The sequence below is a fragment of the Bradyrhizobium sp. AZCC 1721 genome (assembly GCF_036924715.1).
Taxonomy (GTDB): domain Bacteria; phylum Pseudomonadota; class Alphaproteobacteria; order Rhizobiales; family Xanthobacteraceae; genus Bradyrhizobium.
Window position 1 is genome coordinate 3359499 of the sequence record NZ_JAZHSB010000001.1, and the last position, 23006, is coordinate 3382504.

The window sequence follows — 23006 nt, forward strand, 5'->3', positions numbered from 1 at the left end:
AGCACGCGACGGCTCAGAGCGCCGTCGTTGTCTCTAGCCGGAACTGCGCTAAGGCAAGGAGCGGATCGGTCTGAAGTAGCTCGAATAGCTGCATCACCGGCACCTTGCCGAGTGGTGTGAGCTTGATCGTGAGCGTTGTTCCCGGCGTCTCGATAAAGCGCGCCAGCGAGTCCACAACCGCCTCGGCGTCGGGATTGCTGGTCGCCGTTGTGGCGCCGCTGTCCCTAACGTCCTTGACGATCGCCTGCCGCGCCGCGTCGCGGCTGATGTTCTGCATCCGGGCATAATGGGCGACCGCGCGATCAACGGCACCGAGATCGCGCACCGTGAGCTCGATTCCGCCGGCCTCGATTTGCGTCGCCATGGCGGCTGCCTGAAGCGGATTGATCGAGAAAACCTCGCGCGGCACGTTGGCGAGCGAAATTCTTGCCGACGCTTTCAGCATGCCGCCAAGCTCGACCGTTGCCGCCTCCAGCACGAATGAGCGTGATGCTTCGGTCCACACCGTGCCGAGATCGAGATCGAGCGCCAACTTGTCGAGGCCCGTGGCAATCAGCATTCGCTGGCCGGGATCCGTCGTGTCGAGGGGACCGGACATCTTCGCGATCAGCCGTGCCTTGCTCGGAACAGGTCCGACCAACTGTCCCCAATCGAGGCTGATGAGGTCGACGTTGATCGGCCGGCCGGTGTTCTTGTAGGGCGCTGTGAAGCCTTTGAGCTCGGCGCCCTCGAGCAGAGCGATCATGCCGAGCGCTAGGTCGGGCGATGGCGGTTGCGCCGGGTTCGAGAACTGCGCGCTCATGCGCAACAAGCCGGCGATATCCACGCTTTTGAGGGCGAAGCGGCTGAGCTTGACGGGGCCCTGGGGCGTGCGGCCGTCAAAACCCTCGACCGCAAACTCGCCCGTCTTTCCGTTCTCCAGACTGAAGCGCATCGACGCGAGCTTGAAGCCGCCCTCTGGCATATCCATCGAAAGGCCGCGTATCTCGCCGTTTCCGATGCGCACGCCCTCGTAGATTTTGGCCGCCCGTTCCATCATTTCGCGCGCCTGCGCCGGCGTGGGCTGGGCCGTGCCGGACGGTATCGTTGCCAGCAGCGCAGCCAACTGCAGCCGCGAGGGCCGCGCCCCGATATCGTCGGCCGTCAGTCCCTCGATACGCACCGCCGGACCTTGTCCTGAGGTGATCGTATAGGCGCCGGTGCTAATCTGCTGGTAGACGCGGTAGTATTGGTCGTCATTGGCGCGCTGTGGATCGAGGATGGCTGCGGCGGCTAGCGTATCGACGTCCTGCGCAGCGAGATTGGCCAGGTCCCCGGTCACCTTCTCGGGCTTGCCCTTCGGTTGCGTGGTCGCTGTGAATGTCATTCGGTCGATAGTAACAGCGGCGATCCTGCCGGCCTTCATGTCGCGCAGCGTAAGGTTGGAATAGGCGAATTCTCCCTTCCCCAGCGCCGGGTTTCCGGAGTTCATGGTGCCGGCAACACTGGGTGCCGTGATCGAGGAGGCGGTGAGTGCACCAAACTGTTCGATAAGCAATCGATACAGGTCTATCGTCGACGAGGACGCCGGTGGCCGCGGCAGGCCTGCCGGACCGGAAAAATCCTTCGCCGCGATCCGCGGCACCTTGTAGGTGACTTGCCAATCTGCCCCTGCCGGCATGCTGGCATTGATTTCGAGGTCGATCGCCTCGATCGCATCGGCCGAGAAGCGTGCCGTATCCGGCTGACCGACGCCGGAGGCTGTGATGCTGGCAACCTTCACGCGCACCGGCGGCTGCGTTGCCGATTCAGTCGCGATATCGTCAATTCGGAGCGTGCGGCTCTTCAGGTCGAACGATACCTGGCCGTGACTGGCCTTGCCGCCGCTGGCTCTGATCTGCTCGAACGCGGCCTCGACCTCGCCCTTGATTCGATGCTGGGTGTAGTACTCGAAGCCGAAGAAGCCTCCCACCGCGATCACGACCGCGGCGACCAGACCCAGCAATATCTTTACCATTAGTTGTGCTCCGGACGCCGACGTTGCAGGAGGCAAATTTGCCATATTGTCGGCCAGGGGGATGGGGTAGGGAGACAAATATGCTACCGGATTTGCCGCGCTTCGTCGATGAGCCCCTGTTGACGGCGGCGTTCTCGGATGTTGCATCCAAGTGGTCGCCCGTGCTTCACATCCCCCTCATTTTGCCGGAAAACTGACCCTGATCTGGAAGTATCAATAAGAGCAAGAGTTCGGGACCGGAAACGCGGGAGCCTACATGTCGTCCTATTCTGAAGATCTGCGTTCTGCGGCGCTTGCGTATCACCAGTTGCCGCGGCCCGGTAAACTCGAGATCCAGGCGACCAAGCCGCTTGCCAACCAGCGCGACCTCGCGCTGGCCTATTCGCCGGGCGTGGCGGCGGCCTGCACCGAAATCGCCAACAATCCGGCCGAAGCGGCGTCGCTGACCTCCCGCGCCAATCTGGTCGCCGTGGTCTCCAACGGTACCGCGGTGTTGGGGCTCGGCAACATCGGTCCCTTGGCATCCAAGCCCGTGATGGAAGGCAAGGCGGTCCTGTTCAAGAAGTTCGCCGGGATCGATGTGTTCGACATCGAGATTGCCGCCGATACCATCGAGCGCGTGGTCGAGACGGTCGCGGCGCTGGAGCCGACTTTCGGCGGCATCAATCTCGAGGACATCAAGGGACCGGAATGTTTTGAGATCGAGGCGCAGCTCAAGGAGCGCATGAAGATCCCGGTGTTCCACGACGACCAGCACGGCACGGCCATCATTGTGGGAGCCGCCATCGTCAACGGGTTGTTGTTGAACGGCAAGAAATTGCCCGATGTGAAGATCGTCTGCTCCGGCGCCGGCGCCGCGGCGATCGCGTGCCTCAATCTGCTGGTGTCGATGGGCGCACAGCGCAAGAACATCTGGGTCTGCGACATCGACGGCGTCGTGCATGAGGGGCGCAACACACTGATGGACCGCTGGAAGGCGGTCTATGCGCAGAAAACGAGTGCGCGGGTGCTGGCGGACGTGATCGGCGGCGCGGATATTTTCTTAGGTTTGTCCGCGCCCAACGTGCTGACATCAGACATGGTCAAGTCGATGGCGGACCAGCCGCTTGTGATGGCGCTGGCCAATCCGACCCCGGAGATCATGCCGGACGAAGCCCGGAAGGCGCGCCCCGACGCGATGATCTGCACCGGGCGTTCCGACTTCCCGAACCAGGTGAACAACGTCCTCTGCTTTCCGTTCATCTTCCGCGGGGCACTCGACGTCGGCGCCACCGGAATCAACGAGGAAATGAAACATGCCGCCGTCGACGCCATCGCGCAGCTCGCGCGCGATCCGCCGTCGGATGCGGTGGCGCAGGGCTTTGACAGCGGCGAGACGCAAGGTTTTGGGCCGGGCTCGCTGATCCCGAGCCCGTTCGATCCGCGGCTGATCCTGCGCATCGCGCCGGCAGTGGCGCGAGCCGCGATGGAATCCGGCGTGGCGACGCGCCCGATCACGAATTTCGAGGAATATACCGCGCTCTTGGAACGCTTCGCCTTCCGCTCCGGTCTCGTCATGAAGCCGGTGTTCGCCAAGGCCAAGACCCAGCCGGTTCGCGTGATCTATGCCGAGGGCGAGGACCAGCGCGTGCTGCGCGCGACGCAGGTCGTGCTGGAAGAAAATCTGGCGCGGCCGATCCTAGTCGGGCGGCCTTCCGTGGTCGAAGCCAGGATCAAGCGGTTCGGCCTCTCGATCAAGGCCGGGCAGGATTTTGACCTCGTCAACCCGGAAGACGATCCGCGCTACCGCTCCTACGTGCAGACCTATATCGACGTGGCTGGCAGGCGCGGCGTCACGCCCGAAGCTGCGCGCACGGTGGTTCGTACCAACAACACCGTGATTGCCGCGCTGGCAGTGGTGCGCGGCGAGGCTGACGCCATGATCTGCGGCGTCGAAGGCCGCTATATGAGCCATCTGCGCCATGTTCGCGAGATCATCGGCTTCCTGCCCGGCGTCAGCGATTTCGCGGCGCTGGCGATGATGATCACCAGCAAGGGGTCCTATTTCATTGCCGATACCCAGGTGCGTCCGAATCCGAGCGCCGAGGAGCTAGCGGAGGTGGCGTCGCTGGCGGCAACCCACGTCCAGCGGTTTAACATGAAGCCACGCGTCGCCTTCGTGTCACATTCCGACTTCGGCAGCTATGATACGGAATCCTCGCGCAAGATGCGCCGTGCCACCTCGCTGTTGAAGGAAAAGCATCCGGAGCTCGAGGCCGACGGCGAGATGCAGGGCGATACCGCGCTCTCGGCTGCCGCGCGAAAACTCGTGCTGCCGCATTCCAACCTGGAAGGCGATGCCAACATCCTGATCATGCCGAACCTCGACACCGCCAACGTCGCCTACCAGATGATCAAGACGCTGGCGGATGCGCTTCCCGTTGGTCCGATCCTGATCGGCCCGGCCCGCCCGGCGCACATCCTCACCCCGGGGGTGACGGCGCGCGGCATCCTCAACATGACGGCGGTCGCCGCCGTCGAGGCCCAAGAGCGCGCCGGCCGCCAGCAGCCAACCTTGTTCGGGTAGAGCCCGATTCAGATTGAATCAAAATCGGGATTTAGCCTTTTGTTCTGACGCGCTTTCTTCGCGTGAACCGAAGCCGGCTCTGGACCAAGTCCGGGGGCCGGCTTTTGCGCAAAGCCACGATGATCAAGAAAGCGCCTTGGTTCTGCTTCTATAGGAATGTCTGGTTGAGGGCACCGCGCAGGCTGCTGCGCGGATGGCTTCGATTTGAGCGTTTGAAAAGCGGAGACGAAACGCCCATAATCGTTTCGCGCCGCCTGCTATCTTTGCATGCCATTCAGTGAGGCCGATCCCATGCCAGCGTTAGTTACCTTCGGGCGAGTCCTGTTCGCCGTGCTCTTCATGTACACGGGAGCGACCAAGCTTTTCGCGATACAGCAGACGGCAGACTTCATCGCATCCAAGGTAACGATTCCGGCGCTGCTTGCGCCCTATACCTCGCAGCTCGAAACCATGGCGGGCATGCCGATGCCGCAATTACTGGCGGTCGGCGTCGGCGGTTTTGAGATCCTCGCCGGCCTGATGATCGCGGTCAATTTCGCCGCGCGCTTCTTCGCGATCCTCCTGATCTTCTTCGTGCTCGCCACGACCTTCTATTTCCACGATTTCTGGAATCAGCCGGCGCCCGAAAATGCCAAGACGTTGATCGAGGCTCTGAAGAACCTGTCGATCATCGGCGCGCTGTTCATGATCGCGGGCTACGGCAAGGGTCCGCGGCCGAACGAGCCGGCCTACGGGGACATCTAAACCGCGGTCAGAAATTCCGGACCACAACGCGTGAACCGTCCAGCAGCGTCGCGCTCTGCGGCGGCGCGACGTGTTCGATCTGCGCGGTGCGCGCCGCTACTCTGCGCGCCTGCAGCCATTGCGGGAACCACATCGCGATGGCCGGGAAGATCAGCACCAGTGCCACGCAAGCGACCTGCAGCACCATGAAGTCGGCCATGCCGCGGTAGATCAGCCGCAGGTTCCATTCCTTGACGACCTGCTTGAGATAGTAGGCCGACATGGCAACGGGGGGAGAGAGGAACGCCGTCTGCAACACGACCGCGACGATGCAGCCGAACCAGACCATGTCGTAGCCGAGGCCCTTGGCCACCGGCGCGAGCATCGGCATGAAGATGAAGACGATAGCCGGCCATTCGAACGGCCAGCCGAGCAGGAATATCAGGGTCAGGAGCAGGGACATCGTGCCCCAAGGCGGCAGCGGCGAAGCGAGCAGGGCGTTGGTCATCCAGGTCGCCGTGCCGAGCCATGCGAAGACGGCGCCGAATACGTTGGAGGCGACGGCAAGCAACAGCACCATGCTGGTCGTCGCCAGCGTGGCATAGCAGGCATCCACCAGCCCGCGCCATGTGAACCGGCCGTAGGCAATGACGAGGAGGATCGCCCCCAGCGCGCCGAACGCCGCTGCTTCCGCGGCGGTCGTGATACCGGCGAGGATGGCGCCGAGGGTCAGGATCGTCAGGATGGTCACCGGCACCAGACCGACCAGGCACTCCCATAGCACGATCCGCACCGAATCGGGCCGCTCCTCGATCGGCACCGGCGGGCCGAGCTTCGGATTGAAGTAACAGCGGATCAAGGTATAGGCGATGAACATCGCGGACAGCAGGAAGCCGGGACCGAACGCCGCCGCATAGAGATCGATGATCGAGATATCGAGTACGGGCGCCATCACAACCAGCATCACCGACGGCGGGATCAAGATGCCGAGCGTGCCGCCGGCGGCAATGGAGCCGGCCGACATGCGCACATCGTAGCCCGCGCGGATCATCATCGGCCCAGCCATGATGCCGAGCAGCGCGACGGTTGCGCCGACAGTCCCCGCGGCGATCCCGAACAGCGTCGCCGTGAGAATGACGACCACGTAGAGCGCGCCATTGAGCGGCGCAAACAGGTCGCGGAACGCTTTGAACAGCCGTTCCATCAGTCCGGCCTGGTCGCAGACGAACCCCATCAGGATGAACATCGGCACCGCAACGAGTTCGTCCTGCTTCATCAGGCCGATGGTCTGCAGGTAGGCGAGGTTGAAGACGCGCTCGCCCATGCCGACGTAGCCGAACGACAGCGCCAGGAACAGCAGCGTGAAGCTGATCGGCAAGCCGATGAAGATCGCCCCCAGCATCACCACGAGCATGACAATTCCGAGGAGTTCGAGTCCCGTCATATTTCGATCTTTTCCTTGTGCTCGAACTCGCGCCCGAACTGGACCTGGTACCAGCACTTCAGGACCTCGGACACGCCCTGGATCATGAGAAGAAGGGCCGCCAGCGGGATCGTGGCCCGGAAGGGCCACATGATCGCGCGCCACACGCTTTCCTGCGACCGTTCGCCAGTGTCATAGGAGTGCAAGGCATCGTCATAGCTGATCAGCATGAACGTGATCATGGCCGGATAGAAAAACAACAGATAAGAGATCAGGTCGACGATGCCCTTCTTCCGCTCCGAGTAATTCTCCCAATAGATGTCGGTACGAACATGCGCGCCCTTCAGCAGCGCGTATCCCGATCCGAGCATGAAGGCCGCGCCGTTGACCATGAAGCTGGATTCGTAGACCCAAACGGTTGGCGCGCCGAACCCGTAGCGCATGACGACCTCGTAGGAGATCGTCACCACCAGAAACAACATCGACATGGCGATGAGTTTGCCGGTCACGTCGGTGAAGCGGTCAATCGCCCGTATGATCGAGTAAAAAGCATGCGGGAATTCGCCGCCCGGATTGCTGGCGACCGAAGCACTGCTGGGGTCCGCGGACATGATCGCTCCTCTTCAGGCAATGCTGGCGTCCGGCGGTTCGGACGCCAGCAGCTCCGCTACTACGGAGAGATCACTTCTTGGTCAGGTAGATCTTGCTCTTCCAGTAGTACTCGCCGGCGAAATTGTACGGCGGGAACCACGACAGCTTGAACGGCACGATCTGTTCGGCATAGGCCTTCTGGCTATCGATGACCTTCCTGTAGAAGGGGTTCTTTGCCGCGTGCTCCGCCTGGATCTTCTCCCACTCGTCGAGGAAGTTCTTCAAGACATCGTCGGGCGTGCGATGCATCTGAACGCCCGCCTTGATCAGGTCCTGGCAAGCATGCGCCGTCTCGCGATTGAAGGCGAAGTTACGTTGCGTCGTGGCATAGACGCTCGCCACCTTGATGATCTCCTGCAGGTCAGGCGTGAGCTTTTTCCAGACGTCACCGTTGATCATCAACTGGCCGCCGGTGACGGGCTCGTGCATGCCCGGCGTGTAGTAGTGCTTGGCCACCTGATGCAGGCCGAGCTTCTTGTCTTCCTCGCAGTTGATCCACTCGGCGCCCTCGATCACGCCGCGCTCCATGGCGGGCACGATTTCGCCGCCGGGAATGGTGACGACCGACACGCCGAGCCTGCCGTAGGTTTCCGCACCGATGCCGTAGATCCGGTACTTCAGGCCCTTGAGATCGCTGAGGCTGTTGATCTCCTTCTTGAACCAGCCCATTCCCTGCGGGTAATCGGTCGGGATCGGGAAGCCGACGACGTTGAGCTTGAGGACGTCGCGATAGAACTCGTCGAGCAGCTTCATGCCGCCGCCGTCATAGTACCAGGCCCAGTAGTCCGAGCCGTCCATACCGAACAGCGGACCATGCGACATCGGTATCGTCGCGGTGTTGCGGCCGAGGATGTAGCCGAACGGCCCCATGCCTACATCGAGAACGTTCTTGGACGTGGCGTCGAATACCTCGAACGGCGGCACGATCGCTCCCGCCGGCAGCGTCTCGATCTTGAGGCGTCCGGCCGTCATCTTTTCGACGGTCTCGGCCCAAAGCTTGAAGATGAGATGGAAGTTCGAGGATGCAGGGTGGGTCGATTGACCCTTCAGCACTAACGGCTTTTCGGTGGTTTGGGCCTGAACCGGCCCGGTCAAAGCAGTGACGAACCCAAGAGTCACCGCTGCAAGCATGGTTGAAGCGCGCCTCAACATGTCGTGGTCCTCCCGATGATGACGTGTGTTTTTCTTTTTTCTTTTCAGGTTGGAACCGCGCCCGCGCGCTGTCAAGCGATCTCTGGCCACGGGTTGGCTTGCGGCGAGATTGATTGGACGAAAGGATGACGCCCTATGCGCCGCGCCGCCACGGCGTGACGGTCACCTCGTGCGCTGCATCGAGCATCTGCGGCTCGCCGGCGCGCAGTCCTTGCGCGGCGAGGATTTCCTGCGGCGAACGGGCGGGGACTCCGGGGAAGCAGGGTTCGCCACCGGGTAGCCGGACATGCGGCGCTTGCGAGAGCCAGAACACGTCGTAGCGGTCCATGAACATGCCGAACACGCCGGGGCCGCCGATCACGGCAACGGTGCCGGTATCCACGCCTGCATGATGGCAGGCGGCTTCGAACGAAGCGCCCGCGGGATTCCACAGCGTAGCTTTCGGATTGGACGGGTCGGGCGCGATGGCATCGACTTTGCGCGTCAGGATGATCCGCTTGCGCCGCGGCGAGTTCGGCTGGTCCTCATAGGAATTGCGGCCGTGCAGGATCAGGTCGGAGCGGTCGAGGGCGGCGGTAAAAAACGCCTTGTCGCCCTCGAACTTCAATTCGTCCGGCATGACGTTGCGCGCGTCCGCCAGCATGCCGTCCGCGGAAACGATGACATAGCCTTCGATGCGCAGCGCCGGCACGGGCCCGCGTCGCGCCGCTACTATTCCGAGATCGTCTGGACGACGCTGGAAACCGGGCGCGAGCTCACGGTCGGCAGCTTCAGATCCTTGACGATGTCCTCGTCATACTGGGCGATGGTCTGCACCGGCGTCTTGGCGCGCATCGCCACCACCTTGTAACCGCCAGCCTTCAGCTTCTTCAGTAGCTCGGGCAGGGCTTCGGCGGTGTGCTTCTGGAAGTCGTGCATCAGGATGATGCCTTTGCCGTTCTTCTCGACCTTGCGCATCACGGTGTCGATGATGGTCTGCGCCTTGCTCGCCTTGAAGTCGAAGGAATCGAGGTCGCAGGAGAAGATCCCGATGTTGCGTTCGCCAAGATAGGTGACCATCTCCGGCGGGTGCTGCAGCGCGGGGAAGCGGAAGAACGGCGCTGGCGCCTTGCCGCCGAGTGCCCATTTCACGGCGCTGAAGCCTTTTTCGATTTCGTCCTTGCGCTGCTGCTCGTTCAGCTTCTTGTTGACGAGGGCGGCATGCGACCAAGTGTGCGATCCGATCGAATGGCCGGCCGCCATCACCTGCCTGAGGATTTCGGGATAGTAGGTGGCGTGCTTGCCGATCGGGAAGAAGATGCCGGTGGTGCATTCCTCCGCGAGCGTCTTCAGGACCGCAGGCGTATTCACCGGCCACGGGCCGTCGTCGAAGGTCAGCACCACTTCCTTGTCGCGAAGGAAGTCGAGCTCCTTGAAATGCTCGAAGCCGAAGCCGGGACCGCCGGTCGTGTCGATCTCGACCGTGCGGCCGATGCCGAGCGCGTTCGGATTGTTGCAAGGCGGACGGGTCGAGACGGGCGCTGGTGGCGGAGCGGGAACTGGTGCCGTTGCTGCCTGAGGCGCGGCCACGCCTTTGGCGGGTGGAACCTGCGACCACGCCGCGTTTGATGCCAACAGCGAAACCGCGCCTGCAAAGATCACCCCCGCCCCAATACGCATCCTGTTTTCCCCAAATTAGAATCCCGCACCCGGTCGGTGGCGCTGCCGTCGTCCGGTCTGCCTCCATCCCCCGACGCACAGTAGCCTAGTTGGAGCACGCGCGCCAATGCAACCGTTGCGACGCAGCGGATTTGTCCCCGAGCCGGTTAATTCAGGAAGCGGCCAATGCCCGAGCGATCGCAGTTTTGACCCGTGTATCTACGGGTTCGATGGATTCCGGAAAGACATCGGCGATATAGCCGTCGCGGCCGATCAGGTATTTGTGGAAGTTCCATCGTGGAACATCCTTCGGTCGCGCCTCTGCCGCCCACCTGTAGAATGGATGCGCGTTCGGTCCCTTGACGACGGCCTTCGCGGCGATCGGAAACGTGACATGGTGGTTCTGCGCCGTCGCAGTGATTTCGGTCGCGCCGCCCGGCTCCTGGCCGCCGAAATCATTGGAGGGAACGCCGACGATCATCAGGCCGCGGCCACCGAACTCGGTCCACAATTCCTGCAGGCCGCCATATTGCGGGGTGAAGCCGCAGAGCGAAGCGGTGTTGACGATCAGGATCGGCCGGCCGGCAAATTCGGAAAGTCTGATGTCGCCGCCGGCCAATCCCGGAAACGAAAACGCGTAAGCCGTGATTCGACTCATGGCGGCCTGCGCCAGAGATTTCCTGCTCGAGGCCAGGCCTGCGATCGCGACTAGCGCCGCGGTCATCACGCTCCTGCGGTCCATCATGAAAAGCCTCGGGCTGCGGTTTAGCGACCGAAGCATAGCGCGATGCGCAGGCCTCCGCCCCTCAACAAGCCGTTATGGCTGGACCATGCGCAGCGGGACGATGAAGTCGGTGCCTTCGCCGGTTTCGCCGCCCGTGTTGATGCCGTGATCGGACACCACGATCGAGCTGCCGGTGGTCAGCATCTCGGCGATCCGCGCAATCGCCTCGGGAGCGACGGCGATGCGGTCCAGCGCCTCGGCCGGACTGTTCGCCGCCAGCAGCAGCTTTGCCTCGGCGGGCGCTGCGCCGGGCATCCTGCCGCGCCGCGCAGCAGGGTCGGTGTTATCGATCCGCGCAGCGTTGCGGGCCGCGACCGGCAGCGAGACCACCGACCAGCGCAACAGGTTGGGATCGTTCTTGTCAGCCGCGACGGTGAACACATGGGTGCCAAGCGGCCGGTCGCTCGGCGCAATCGTCACCGGCAAATCGAACTGCGGCTTGAAGCTCTCGCGGACGTACAGCTTGGAATCTTTGCGGCTGACAAACACCGCGATCTGGCCCGGACGCCTGGGCGGTTCGGCCCTGGGACTCTTGTCCGCGCCGGGCAGACGCGCGGTATCCTTCTTGACCTCAGGCGCAACAACCGACGCAGCCGGTGTATCAGCGATCGCCTTCGTGGGCTCACCGGCTGCCGAGATAGCTGGCTCGGATTTCGGCGCGTCCGCCTTTGCCTCCGCGCTCGATGTATCACTGACAGGCGTTGCGTCGGACATGGTCACGACCGCGCTCGTCGGCAGAGCGCTGCCGGCATCCGCCGTGTGGGTCTGTTCGCGCAGCGGCGCCGCGTGGCCGACGGTCGATCGGAGTTCGAGGCTTGGCTCCGCATGGCCTGCGTCCGCGCCCTTGTCGCCCTTCACCGCGGGCGCATCTGTCGTGGGATCGTCGGCGATGAGCGGCTGCGGGACGACTTTCTGCGCCACCAGCAACGGGTGCGAGAAACTGGCAGGCGTGATCTGGCCGGGCGTGATGATGACGCGCGCGCCCATCCGGGTCCAGTTCCACATCTTTATGGCAAAGGCCGTTGGCATGCGAATGCAGCCATGCGACGCCGGATAGCCCGGCAGCACGCCGGCATGCAGCGCAATCCCCGACCAGGTGATGCGCTGCATGTAAGGCATCGGCGCGCCGCTGTAGATGTTGGAGCGGTGCATCTTGTGCTTCTGGATGACGCTGAATACGCCCATTGGGGTCGAATGACCCTTCATGCCCGTCGACACCGGGCTTTCGGCAAACAACCCGTTGGCGTCGTAGACGCGGACCTTCTGCTGCTCGATCGAGACCGCGATAATCAACGGCCCCTGCGGTTTGGCGTTGGTCTCCTTGATGACCGCCTCGGTCTTTGCTGACGGTCGCCGTACCTTCGGTTTGCGCGGCTGCATCGGCGGCAAGGGCCGGTAATAGCCCGGATCGGAATCCTGCCAGTAGAACAGGGCCGCGGCGTCGGCTTGGGGAGCGGCGACGACGATGCCTGCCGCGGTCAACATCGCAATCTGCCAAAATCGCTGCTTCGAAATCGTCGCGCCCGCAGTACTCGCACTGAAATACCGATGCCCGCTCACGCGCATAATCCTCAAATCCGGGTACTCGAATCCACTGTCTTGCCTATTCGTTTGTTGTCGCAAAGGCGAAAAGCGTTCACCAGCGTAAGCCTTCTAATTCCAGCCCTTTTCGCCCCGATCGTAGCAAAAAAGCCTCACATTCCGTTAAACCGCCTGCTTGATCAGACGCCATCCATAAGGCGGTACTGCGGCCTTCAAATCCGCTGCGGCCTTCCTGTTCCACTTTCTGGCACTACATAGGCGGCGAGCCCTTCAGCGGAGATATCAATGACATCCAAGGCCATCGTTAAGTGCGACAGGAAGTGGAGAAGCGTGGCCTTGGTGGTGTTGGCGCTGACATTGTGGCACGCGGGCCCGGCGTCGGCCGCCGATGAGCCCGACCTGATCTTTCGCCGCTCGACCGTATTCAAGTGGCTGAGCCCCAACGATAAGCTTGCGACCTATGCGGTCGACGACCCCGAGGTCGAGGGGGTGGCCTGTCACTTCACGGTGCCGGAAAAGGGCGGCTTCAAGGGCTGGCTTGGCCTTGCCGAGGAAGTCTCGGATATCTCGCTGGCGTGCCGCCAGATCGGCCCCATCAAGTTCAAGCACAGCCTGGAGCAGGGCGACGATATGTTCCGCCAGCGCCGCTCGCTGTTCTTTAAGAAGATGCAGATCGTTCGCGGCTGCGACGCCAAACGCAATGTACTGGTCTACATGGTCTATTCGGACAAGCTGATCGAAGGTTCACCCAAAAACTCCACCTCCTCAGTGCCGATCATGCCCTGGGGTGCCACTGAGGCAGCGGTTCAGAAATGCGGTGAATTCATCCAGTAAGTCCGATACCGCCCGGATCCGAGATCGGATCCAGGATGAGGGTATCAAGCTTACCGCTTGAGCGGATTGGAATATTGGCGGGCCTCCAGGCCGGGCCCGACCTTGCGGTCGCGGCAGCCGACCAGATGCACGAATTTCTGCGGCGCAGAGACATTGCCGCGAAATTCGCCGCCTTGTTGTGACATCGCGCCACAAAGGCTCACAGGATGCTCTGAGGCTTTTCCGTGGCGCTCTGTCTTCGAGGAAGGATTGATCCGCTGTTCGGAGCCGTTACTTCCAGACCAATTTTCACTTCCAGACAAATTTTCACCCACCGGCTGGCCGGGTTTGCGGGTCGGGGGTGCACTGTTGCCATTGCCCACGACTACTGTCCTTTGTTGAGGAAGGCTCACAACGCACAGGCACGCGGAAGGTTGCGTGGCATTCGCTGAGTCGGACGAATCGAAGCTTCGGTTCATCCGATCTGCCAGCGAGCGAGGCAGTTCTCGTCCATTGGACGGAGGCCAAAGTGGCCGCAATGGCCAGCTTGCGGAGTTCCGCCTGAGCATCTCAAATACGAGCGTCCCGGCTGAATTCATTGGATTTTTCCCGCTATTGTTTCGTCCGACAGGGCCGACGAAACAATTCTCCTGCGCGACGAAACCATTTTTCGTTTTTGGCGCAGATGTCTGGAAACAGCCGAGACCTATTAGGTGGCCAACGAGACGGCAGGCACCGCCAGCCACTGATAACCGGAGACAGTCAGATGCGGACCATCAGCTTCATCCTCGCCTTGGTCTTCATCCTGGCTGGTCCCTCGATGGCTGGTTCTTCGGATCAAGGCCTGCCGGGGATTGGCACCTTCGCCTATAACGGTTCGCCGGTTGCGGCTCCGATGGTCGTGGCGGCCAACTGAGCGTAGCGGATCCTTTGCAACGAGATCGCCGATAAAGGCTCGGTATGTTCGTACGCATCTGTTCTGCTGTAATCTTTGCGTCTCTTCTTCTCAGCGGCGCGGCGCAGGCTCAAGTCCAGTTTCAGCCGCCGCAGACCTCGTTCCGTTCCCTGTTCAAGCTGCCTGATCCGCGCGGCGAATTCGTGCGGCTCTGCGCGCCCCACATGGTCGGACGCTGGGCGCATCCCGAAAGGGTTTGCGGCTGCCTGCACGACTACGCCGCCGCGACCGTGGAAGATGCCGACCTGCGCGAAGCGCTGCTGCGCGGCATCAGCGAGACCGGGGTGCCGACGATCGAGACCGCGTGGGTGCCGGCGTCGAAGCGATCCGAGATCGGCCCGACCTTCACCAAGATCGCCAAGCCGACGCTGCAATGCATGTTCGAGCCGGCGACGAACCAGTAAGCGCGGCTCGCAAATACTTTCCGCCCTTAAGTCTACCGCGTAATAGCTGCTCAGAGCTATTCGCTCGGCGACTTCCTGGCACACCAGCGCGCGAACGCGATGCGCTGTGGCGCGGGGTCGTCGGTCGATACGGAAGCTGGTAGGTTGGGCTCCGTATCGAGACCGATTGCACAAGGGAGTTGTCATGAAATCTCTTTTTGTCGGCCTGATCGGCCTATTGTCGCTGGCCATATCTCCGGCGGTCGCCGCCGACGCTACGACACAGGAAGCCAACAAGAAGTCCGTGCTCGAATTTTACGATGCGGCTCTCAATCGGAAGGATTTTGATGCCGCGGCGAAGTTTTTCGGGCCGCATTACATTCAGCACAATCCGACGGCGCCGGATGGCATCGAGGGCTTCAAGGCCTTCCTCGGTTTCCTCCGCGAGAAATTTCCGGACTCCCGCAGCGAGATCAAGCGCGCTTTTGCCGATGGCGACTACGTGATCGTCCACGTCCATAGCGTGCGCGAGAAAGGCACGCGCGGCCGCGCCATCGTCGACATTTTCAGGCTGGAGAACGGCAAGATCGTCGAGCACTGGGATGTCGTGCAGGAAATTCCCGAGAAGGCCGCCAACACCAACGGCATGTTCTAGGCCGGTGCGATCGCCGCTAGCGCTTCTTCGTCCCCAGCCGCGGAATGCACTTGCGGGTGCGGAGCACGCCTGATGTCGTCATTTGCGAGCCCTGGACTTCCTTGATTTGTCCCGTCGGACACGATCCATCATCGACGAGGACGCGCTGGCCGAGCCTGAGGTCGACAATGTCCTGCTCGCGTGAGACCGTTTGGGCGAGGGCCGTCGTTGCATGGCTGACCACGCCTGCGATCAATGCACCGATGACGAGATACGAGACGTTGCGATGGCCGGGCATTGGGTATTTCCGTTCGTGAAGTTGATTTTGACTATCGAGCTTAGTGACGCGGCCGCGATTCTGATAGGGTGCCGGCCGGCGCGAGTGGTCACGTCACGGCCTTCAGCCGTTTGACCTTGCCAGTTCCAGCGTTGTTCGGCTTGCCGTTTGCCTGCAAGGCGGCCAGCGATGATTTCGCGAGTCGCTCGGCCGACGCGATCAGTTGTGGCAGCTTGTGGCCGGCAAAGCCGAGGACGAAGCCGGCAAGCGGGCGTGCGCGGAAATAAGTTTCCGCCAGCAGCCAACCTGCGACGCCGGCCTCGGCCTTTGCCTGTGCGGCAACCAGCGGATCGGTCGAGGGATCGAACCGCGCGACCAGATGCAGGCCCTGCGAGGGCACCGGCACCGATAGCGCTCCATTCGACGTGGTCGACAGGGTCGAAGCCAGCACGTCCCGCGCTTCGCGATAGATCCCGCGCACCCGGCGCAGGTTGGCCGCGAACGCGCCGGAATTCAGCATGTCTGCGACGGCGCCTTCGAGCAGCGTGCCGGGAAAGCGGTCGAGCGCGGCACGGGCTGTCGTCACCGGCCCGACGAGCCGCTCGGGCAGCGCGCAGTAGCCGATGCGCAATCCAGGGAACAATGTCTTTGCAAACGTGCCCATGTAGATGACGCGCGAGAGATGATCGATGCCGGCGAGCGACAGCAGCGGCGCGCCGTCATATCGAAATTCGCTGTCATAGTCGTCTTCAATCACGAAGGCGCCGGCATCCCTTGCCCAGTCGAGCAGTTCGAGCCGCCGCGCCATCGACATCTGCACGCCGAGCGGAAACTGGTGCGACGGTGTGACGTAGGCCGCGCCGGCGGCGGGCCCGAGCGCGCGGCCCCTGGCTATGATCATGCCGGAGGCGTCGACCGGCACCGAGATGGGGCGCAGGCCGCAATGCTCGATCGCCCTTCGTGCGGCGGGATAGCCGGGGTCTTCGCACCAGATCTGATCGCCGGATTTCAGGATCGCGCCCAGCACGATCCGTAAGCTATGCTGCGTTCCCGACGTCAGCATGATCTGGTCGGGATCGCAGCGCAGCCCACGCGCCGACAACAAGTGATCGGCGATCGCGGCGCGGAGTTCGCGGCTGCCCCTGGGGTCGCCGTATTGAAGGTGCTCGGTGCCGAACGCGCGCATGCGCCGGCCGGCAAACGACCTGAAGCGCTGCAGCGCCCGTTCGTCGATGTGCGTGCAGCCGAGCGCCAGCGGGCCTTGTTGCGGCGGCTCGATCGCGATCTTCGTCCTGCGAGCGTCATGGACGCGGGCGGGAATACGCGCGGCGACGAAAGTGCCGGATCCGACGGTGGCTACCGCAAAACCGTCCGCGATCAGGCGCTCATAGGCTGACGTGACGGCGTTGCGGCGGAAGCCGGTCTGCTTCGCAAGCGTGCGCGACGGCGGCAGCGGCTCGCCGGGCTTTGCAATTCCGCCCGTGATGGCGTGGCACAGCGCCTGATAGAGCCGGTGCGGGGCCGAGGCGCCCGGCGTCACGTGAGGGCCGGAGAGATCGAGCGCGAGCTCGGCCTTGCGTCGCGCCGGCGGAGAATTGGTCGGAATTTTTCGCATCGAATTGGCACTATCGCAGACCAAATTGGCCGGTACAACTCTCAACGACCGCTCACCGATCCAACAGGAGCTGCCGTGACCGAAGCCGTGACCGCCGACGTATATCCGTTATCGCCGCGCAACCAGGTGAAGCGCCGTCATGATCGCGGCTTCTACGACCACGCCACCGTGCACGGCCTGCTCGACGCCTCGATGCTGTGCCACGTCTCCTACGTGATCGACGGCCAGCCCTATTGCACGCCGACATTCTTCTGGCGGGAAGGGAGCAAGCTGTACTGGCATGGCAGCAGCGCCAGCCGCATGCTGCGAAACCAGTCCGAGGGCGAGAGGGTCTGCCTCACGGTTGCGCATCTCGATAGCCTGGTGCTGGCCCGCTGCGGCTTCAACCATTCGGCGGATTACCGCGCCGTGATGGCCTTCGGCATCGCCTATCTCGTCACCGATCCGGTGGAGAAGGAGCGCGCGCTCGTCGCCATGGTCGACCGGTTCTTTCCCGATCGAACCGCGACGTTAAGGCAAAGCACGGCACAGGAGATCAAGGCGACATCGGTGATCGCGATGGAAATCGAGCAGGCGTCCGCCAAGATCAGGTCGAAGGGTGTCGCCGACGACGAGGAAGACTATGAACTGCCTGTTTATGCCGAGCGTATTCCGGTGCGCACGGTGCTGGGCCGGCCGGAACCCTGTCCGCGGCTTCTCGACGGCGTCGAGCGGCCGGCCTCGCTGAACGGCTATTCAGAAGGCCGCCTGCTCGAAGATGCATTGCGGGATGCGCATTTTGCGCATTACGCCGGCGGCTGAGATCGGGGTAGGGTGCGCACTCCCGACTTCCTGGAATTCCTTTACTGGAGCTGCCGCATGACGACCGATACGCAACAAAGAATCCTCGACGCCGTCGACGCCGGCTTTGATGCGCAACTGGCGACGACGAAGGATTTCGTTGCGATCCCCTCGACCCGTGGCGCCGAAGGACCGTGCCAGGACATGATCGGCGATCTCCTGCGCCAGCGTGGCTACGAGGTCGACGATTGGCATATCGACGTCGAGGATTTGAAGGATCTGCGCGGCTTCGGCCCGATCGAGCATGATTTTTCCAAGGCGCGCACGGTGGTGGGTACGTACCGTCCCGCGAACATTTCAGGCAAATCGCTGATCCTGCAGGGCCATTGCGACGTGGTGCCGGCAGGTCCCCTCGACATGTGGGAAACGCCGCCGTTCTCGCCCGCCATCAAGGACGGCAGGATGTACGGCCGCGGCGCCTGCGACATGAAATCCGGCACCATCGGCGCACTCTATGCGCTGGATGCGATCAAGGCCGCTGGGCTAAGGCCAGCGGCGCGCATCCATTTTCAATCCGTGATCGAGGAAGAATCGACCGGCGTCGGCGCGCTCTCGACCTTGCAGCGCGGTTATCGCGCGGACGCCTGCTTCATCCCGGAGCCGACGGGCGAGACCATGGTGCGCTCGCAGGTCGGCGTGATCTGGTTTCGCCTGAAGGTGTGCGGCTTCCCGGTTCATGTGTTCGAGGCCGGCGCCGGCGCCAACGCGATCATGGCGGCGTATCATTTGATCCACGCGCTGCAGAAGCTCGAGGCCGACTGGAACGAGCGCGCCAGGGCGGACCGCCATTTCAAGGCGGTCGCCCATCCGCTCAACTTCAACCCCGGCATCATCAAGGGCGGCGACTGGGCCTCCAGTGTGCCGGCCTGGTGCGACGTCGATTGCCGCATCGCAGTCCTGCCGGGCTGGTCGATCGCCGAATGCCAGAAGGAGATTTTGGCCTGCGTGTCGGCGGCGGCGCGCGATCACCGATTCCTCTCCAACAATCCGCCGCAGGTCGAATGGTCGGGCTTTTTGTCGGAGGGTTATGAGCTGACGAACTCGGCTGAGCCGGAAGCCGCCTTCGCAAAAGCGTTCGACGCCGTCTATGGCGGCGTGGTGCCGGATCGCGCGTTCACCGCGCTGACCGATACCCGGTTCTACGGGTTGAATTACAACATCCCGAGCCTCTGCTTCGGTGCGAAGGGCGCCGCGATGCACGGCTTCAACGAATATGTCGAGCTGGACTCGTTGCGAAAGTCGACCAAAGCAACCGCGCTGTTCATCGCGGAATGGTGCGGTGTGGAGAAGGCTTAAACTGAGCCACGAAGTTCGATGTCGTCCCTGCGAACGCAGGGGACCCATAACCACCGGCGCTGATTGCAGCGGGAGGCAACTTCCACATCGCCACATTGACAGGCCGCGGCGTATGGGTCCCCTGCGTTCGCAGGGACGACGGCTAGATTGCCGGTCACCCCCACAACGCCTTCACAATCGCATCCAACCCATCCGTCAGCGCCGCAGGTCCCGGCTGCAGGATGATGGTCGACTTGATTTCGACAATGCGGTTGTTGCGCACGGCAGGAATCTCGCCCCAGCCTGGACGCTGCCGGATGCGGTCGGGCACGACTTTCTTGCCGCACCAGGACGCGAGGATCACGTCGGGCGCGGCGTCACGCAGCGTATCCGACGAAATGATCCGGTCCTTGGCGGCCTGCTGAAACCGCAGCTTCGGCAGCGCGTCCTCGCCGCCGGCGATCTCGATCAGCTCGGAAACCCAGCCGATGCCGGAGATCAGCGGATCGTCCCACTCCTCGAAATAGACTTTGGGCTTCGGTGCGGGCCGGGGCGTCGCGGCGATCCGCGCGAGGCGCTCTTCAAAGCCGCGCGCGAGTTGATCCGCGCGCTCCGCCGCACCGACCATAGCCCCCAGCGTCCGGATCATCGCGAGGATGCCCGCGATGTCGCGCTGGTTGAAGACATGGACGGCGACGCCCGTGCGCACGAGGTCGGCAACGATGTTTGCCTGCAGATCGGAAAAGGCGAGCACGAGGTCGGGCTCAAGCGCCAGAATCTTTGGAATGTCCGCCGATATGAAGGCCGAGACCCGCGGCTTGTCGCGACGGACGCCCGGCGGCCGCACCGCATAGCCGGAGACACCGACGATGCGGTCCTGCTCGCCGAGCAGGTACAGCGTCTCCACGGTCTCCTCGGTCAGACAGATGATCCGGCGGGGCGGGAACTGGCGCATGCCGACGGTATGCCGAATTTCGCGCGCCATGTCACGGCGGCCATTACCTCGGAGGTCATTGCCTGATTTACCGGCAGCCTCCATTCTGTTCAGGAAATCACTTCAAAGAAAAGCCGGAGGACGAATGACGCCGCTCGAAAAGATCCAGTCGATGAAGATGCCGTTTGCGGAACTGAAGGGGGTAACCTTCACCGAAGCCGGAATGGATCGGGTGGTCGCCAGGATGCTGGTGCGGCCGGACCTCTGCACGCTGCGGAATACGATTCACGGCGGCGCGATCATGGCCCTTGCAGATTCGGTCGGCGCTGCCGCGACCTTCATCAATCTGCCCGAGGATGCCAAGGGCACCACCACGATCGAGAGCAAGACCAATTTTATCGGTGGCGCCAAGGAAGGGTCTACGGTGATAGCGACCGCCACACCGGTGCATCGGGGGCGCCGCACCCAAGTCTGGCAAACGCGGCTGGAGACCGAGGACGGCAGGCTGATTGCGGTGGTCACGCAAACCCAGATGGTGCTGTAGCCTCAGGCCATCTCCACCGTCTGCACGGCGTTCAGCATTCCGGTTTGCGGGTGACAATCCACATATTCGAAAAGCTGTTCGTCGGCGCGGGCGACGGTGACCTCGTGGTACAGCCGTAGTTTTGCGGCCGGTCCCAGGGTCGACAGGTACTTCATGGCAGCGCCGAAAATCCTGACATGGGTCGGGTGCGATTCAGCCCAGCGCTCCAGCGCCGACAGGCTCTTCCACCAGCTCATGCCGTAGGACTTTTCGGCTGTCGCGCCGTCGGGGCCCACAACGGTCATGTAGCGGTTGGCGTAGCAGCCGATTAAACGTCCCTGGTCGCGGAGGAAATCCATGCCTTCGCGCAGCACCGGCTCGACATCGCCGAGGTACATCTTCCGCTCGGTGGCTTCGGTATCGCCCCAATCCTGGCCCGAGCGGATCAGGCAGATATTGTCATGCGGAATGATCCGGATGCGCGCGCCCTCGCGAATGGCTCGCGCGGAACCTGAGGGCGCCATCTCGCTGGTTTGGGACAACGGGATGCGGTCGCGCATGCCGCCCCAATAGGCATGCTCCAAAACCTCGCCGCTCATGCCGTCGGCGAGAACGGCGACGCCTTCGGGCCTTTCGAGCGAAGAGAACAGCGTCTCATAGCCCTCGACGGATGGGTAAAGCGCCTCGATGAAAGTCCCGCACCCGTTATTGGTGCGTTGCCCGCCAGTCCAGCGCTCGCGCACGGCGGGAAACCAGCGATCGAATTTTTGCCGGTCGTCCCAATAGGCCACCGTGACGACGTTGGTGAAACCGGCCTCGTCCATATAGCTCGCGCGGTCCCAATGGGACGGGCCATCCGCGGCTGCGAAATCCGAAGCGAGCCGGGCCAACGCCTGCTCCGCGGCTACCGGGAGCGCGCCGCGCGATTGGATGCCGAAATAGGCCATCACCACCCGCGTCACGCTTGGCTTGTGCCGCGCTACGAAGGACGGGTAGGGCGGCGCATAATCTTCACCGACGCGGCGGAGACGCGTTCGCGCGGTTTGCAGATGCGCAGGGATTGCGGATTCCATGGGCCTGCTCCTTCTCGAAAAATGAAGCGCCTCAGGCCTGCAGCCTGATTTCGCTCATGACCTCGGCATCGACAGGAAGCGAGAAGTGTTCGACGCGGTTGGCGCGCGTGGGGTTGAGCAGCAGCCGCGTGACGTCGGGCCGCGAATAATGGCCGGCCGGATCGGCGGCGTTCTTCGCTACCCCGATCATGCCGAGGTCGATGTCGGCGTACAGAATGCCTTCCTGGTCAGGCGGAAGTTTCTCGGCCAGCGAACTGCCGTCCGGCCCGTAGATCACGGCGTGGCCGCCGCCAACATGCAGGAAGGCATGTTTTTCGGGAGAGTCGCAGAGCTCATCGATCATGGCCAGCGAGACGACCGCGCAGGGGCCGAGGAAGAAGCACGAGCCTTCGACCGCATAGACCTTGCTGGCGGCATTGTTGACCTCATGGCCGAGCGCATGCGCGAACGGATCGTACAGCGAAAAACTCGGCCAGGCGCCGACATGGACCTGTTCGTTCTGGGCGTACATCGCGTATTTCGACAGCGGCTGCAGATGCTCCCAGCAGCACAAGGCACCGAGCCGTCCGATGTCGGCGCGGTCGTGGACGGCGAGATCGCTGCCGTCGCCTTCACCGAACACGGTACGTTCGGCATGGGTCGGCCGCAGCTTTCGACGCTTGGCGATGGTCTCGCCGTCGGGACCGATCAGCCATTGCGCGATATAGAGGCTTCCGCCGTCGCGTTCGGACAGCCCGAGCACGGCCGTTAGCTTGGCGCGCTTGACGGCTCGGCAGATCTTTTCCGCCTGTGGGCTGTCAAAGGCGAGCGAGTTGTCAAAGTAGCGCTGCACAAAACCGCGGCCGATCGCCCAGGCAGGCGCACCGAGCCAGATCTGCCACGGGTACCCGGGAATGAAGGTCTCGGGAAACGCGATCAGTTTCGCGCCTTTCGCGGAAGCTTCCTCGATCAGGTTGATGGTCTTGTCCACGGTTGCGTCGAGATCGAGAAAAACCGGCGCCGCCTGAACCACCGCCACCTTGTATTTCTGATGAACCAGACCCATCGAACTCATCCTCCCGCATTGATGACTGACACTCGCTGACCCCGAGCCTACAGCCATGGCAGCGCGTGCCGCTTGTCCGCGGCGGAACGAAAACTTGTCTTAACCGGCAGGTGGACAGCGCGCGTGGCGGCGTCAGATGCGTGCGCGCGACGGGAAAGGAGAGG

The 23006-nt window shown here is 62.8% G+C and carries 23 protein-coding genes; 9 read left to right on the forward strand and 14 right to left on the reverse strand.

Annotated features, from left to right (window positions below; all coding sequences use genetic code 11):
• Nucleotides 1-13 precede the first annotated feature (13 nt).
• A complete protein-coding gene (locus V1273_RS15925) occupies nt 14-1996 on the reverse strand; it encodes a hypothetical protein (protein ID WP_334410177.1) in 1983 nt (660 codons plus the stop codon).
• A gap of 256 nt (nt 1997-2252) precedes the next feature.
• On the opposite strand from V1273_RS15925, the gene V1273_RS15930 reads away from it, so the two are divergent.
• Nucleotides 2253-4562 (forward strand): NADP-dependent malic enzyme, encoded by a 2310-nt coding sequence (locus V1273_RS15930; protein ID WP_334410178.1) that lies wholly within the window; start codon nt 2253-2255, stop codon nt 4560-4562.
• Between the two features lie 291 nt (nt 4563-4853).
• On the forward strand, nt 4854-5306 hold the full coding sequence (locus V1273_RS15935) for a DoxX family protein (protein ID WP_334368560.1): 453 nt from the start codon (nt 4854-4856) through the stop codon (nt 5304-5306).
• Nucleotides 5307-5313: 7 nt separating this feature from the next.
• Here V1273_RS15935 and V1273_RS15940 read toward each other — a convergent pair whose 3' ends face one another.
• From V1273_RS15940 to V1273_RS15970, 7 genes are all read right to left on the reverse strand, one after another.
• Entirely contained in the window at nt 5314-6729 is a 1416-nt protein-coding gene (locus V1273_RS15940; RefSeq protein WP_334410180.1) for a TRAP transporter large permease, read from the reverse strand.
• Complete coding sequence (locus tag V1273_RS15945; protein ID WP_334368562.1) at nt 6726-7319, reverse strand: TRAP transporter small permease subunit; 594 nt, start codon at nt 7317-7319, stop codon at nt 6726-6728. Before V1273_RS15945 ends, V1273_RS15940 begins: the two co-directional genes overlap by 4 nt.
• A 70-nt stretch (nt 7320-7389) precedes the next feature.
• Nucleotides 7390-8511, reverse strand: a complete 1122-nt coding sequence (locus V1273_RS15950) for a TRAP transporter substrate-binding protein (protein WP_334368563.1) — start codon at nt 8509-8511, stop codon at nt 7390-7392.
• Nucleotides 8512-8644: 133 nt separating this feature from the next.
• Nucleotides 8645-9154 carry a dihydrofolate reductase gene (locus V1273_RS15955; RefSeq protein WP_334412219.1) on the reverse strand — a complete coding sequence of 170 codons (510 nt, stop codon included), beginning with the start codon at nt 9152-9154 and terminating at the stop codon, nt 8645-8647.
• A 68-nt stretch (nt 9155-9222) separates the two neighbouring features.
• Nucleotides 9223-10170, reverse strand: a complete 948-nt coding sequence (locus V1273_RS15960; protein WP_334410182.1) for a polysaccharide deacetylase family protein — start codon at nt 10168-10170, stop codon at nt 9223-9225.
• A 151-nt stretch (nt 10171-10321) separates the two neighbouring features.
• The gene (locus V1273_RS15965) at nt 10322-10894 is read right to left on the reverse strand and encodes a glutathione peroxidase (protein WP_334410184.1); all 573 of its coding nucleotides are present in this window, start codon (nt 10892-10894) and stop codon (nt 10322-10324) included.
• A 72-nt stretch (nt 10895-10966) separates the two neighbouring features.
• Complete coding sequence (locus tag V1273_RS15970; RefSeq protein ID WP_334410185.1) at nt 10967-12418, reverse strand: L,D-transpeptidase; 1452 nt, start codon at nt 12416-12418, stop codon at nt 10967-10969.
• A gap of 342 nt (nt 12419-12760) precedes the next feature.
• Between V1273_RS15970 and V1273_RS15975 the strand changes: the two genes are divergently transcribed.
• Nucleotides 12761-13309 carry a CreA family protein gene (locus tag V1273_RS15975; RefSeq protein ID WP_334368567.1) on the forward strand — a complete coding sequence of 183 codons (549 nt, stop codon included), beginning with the start codon at nt 12761-12763 and terminating at the stop codon, nt 13307-13309.
• A gap of 50 nt (nt 13310-13359) precedes the next feature.
• On the opposite strand, the gene V1273_RS15980 is transcribed toward V1273_RS15975, so the two are convergent.
• Nucleotides 13360-13671, reverse strand: coding sequence for a hypothetical protein (locus V1273_RS15980; RefSeq protein ID WP_334382417.1), 312 nt, complete (start codon nt 13669-13671; stop codon nt 13360-13362).
• A 383-nt stretch (nt 13672-14054) separates the two neighbouring features.
• Between V1273_RS15980 and V1273_RS15985 the strand changes: the two genes are divergently transcribed.
• The 3 genes from V1273_RS15985 (at nt 14055) to V1273_RS15995 (ending at nt 15281) form a co-directional block, all read left to right on the forward strand.
• The gene (locus tag V1273_RS15985; protein ID WP_334368569.1) at nt 14055-14204 is read left to right on the forward strand and encodes a hypothetical protein; all 150 of its coding nucleotides are present in this window, start codon (nt 14055-14057) and stop codon (nt 14202-14204) included.
• 44 nt (nt 14205-14248) lie between these two features.
• Nucleotides 14249-14647 carry a hypothetical protein gene (locus tag V1273_RS15990; RefSeq protein WP_334368570.1) on the forward strand — a complete coding sequence of 133 codons (399 nt, stop codon included), beginning with the start codon at nt 14249-14251 and terminating at the stop codon, nt 14645-14647.
• Between the two features lie 184 nt (nt 14648-14831).
• Nucleotides 14832-15281, forward strand: a complete 450-nt coding sequence (locus tag V1273_RS15995; RefSeq protein ID WP_334368572.1) for a nuclear transport factor 2 family protein — start codon at nt 14832-14834, stop codon at nt 15279-15281.
• Nucleotides 15282-15297: 16 nt separating this feature from the next.
• Here V1273_RS15995 and V1273_RS16000 read toward each other — a convergent pair whose 3' ends face one another.
• Both V1273_RS16000 and pdxR read right to left on the reverse strand, forming a co-directional pair.
• Entirely contained in the window at nt 15298-15558 is a 261-nt protein-coding gene (locus V1273_RS16000) for a DUF6719 family protein (protein WP_334382415.1), read from the reverse strand.
• 88 nt (nt 15559-15646) lie between these two features.
• Nucleotides 15647-17152, reverse strand: a complete 1506-nt coding sequence (gene pdxR, locus V1273_RS16005; protein ID WP_334384247.1) for a MocR-like pyridoxine biosynthesis transcription factor PdxR — start codon at nt 17150-17152, stop codon at nt 15647-15649.
• Nucleotides 17153-17227: 75 nt separating this feature from the next.
• Between pdxR and V1273_RS16010 the strand changes: the two genes are divergently transcribed.
• On the forward strand, nt 17228-17953 hold the full coding sequence (locus V1273_RS16010) for a pyridoxamine 5'-phosphate oxidase family protein (RefSeq protein WP_334382414.1): 726 nt from the start codon (nt 17228-17230) through the stop codon (nt 17951-17953).
• A gap of 57 nt (nt 17954-18010) precedes the next feature.
• The gene (locus tag V1273_RS16015) at nt 18011-19288 is read left to right on the forward strand and encodes an ArgE/DapE family deacylase (protein ID WP_334410187.1); all 1278 of its coding nucleotides are present in this window, start codon (nt 18011-18013) and stop codon (nt 19286-19288) included.
• A 154-nt stretch (nt 19289-19442) separates the two neighbouring features.
• Here V1273_RS16015 and V1273_RS16020 read toward each other — a convergent pair whose 3' ends face one another.
• Nucleotides 19443-20222 carry a cobalamin-binding protein gene (locus V1273_RS16020; RefSeq protein WP_334384246.1) on the reverse strand — a complete coding sequence of 260 codons (780 nt, stop codon included), beginning with the start codon at nt 20220-20222 and terminating at the stop codon, nt 19443-19445.
• 124 nt (nt 20223-20346) lie between these two features.
• On the opposite strand from V1273_RS16020, the gene V1273_RS16025 reads away from it, so the two are divergent.
• Nucleotides 20347-20745, forward strand: a complete 399-nt coding sequence (locus V1273_RS16025; protein ID WP_334375739.1) for a PaaI family thioesterase — start codon at nt 20347-20349, stop codon at nt 20743-20745.
• A gap of 2 nt (nt 20746-20747) precedes the next feature.
• On the opposite strand, the gene V1273_RS16030 is transcribed toward V1273_RS16025, so the two are convergent.
• Nucleotides 20748-21797 carry a phenylacetaldoxime dehydratase family protein gene (locus tag V1273_RS16030; RefSeq protein ID WP_334410188.1) on the reverse strand — a complete coding sequence of 350 codons (1050 nt, stop codon included), beginning with the start codon at nt 21795-21797 and terminating at the stop codon, nt 20748-20750.
• A 31-nt stretch (nt 21798-21828) separates the two neighbouring features.
• A complete protein-coding gene (locus V1273_RS16035) occupies nt 21829-22842 on the reverse strand; it encodes a carbon-nitrogen hydrolase family protein (protein WP_334410189.1) in 1014 nt (337 codons plus the stop codon).
• Nucleotides 22843-23006 lie beyond the last annotated feature (164 nt).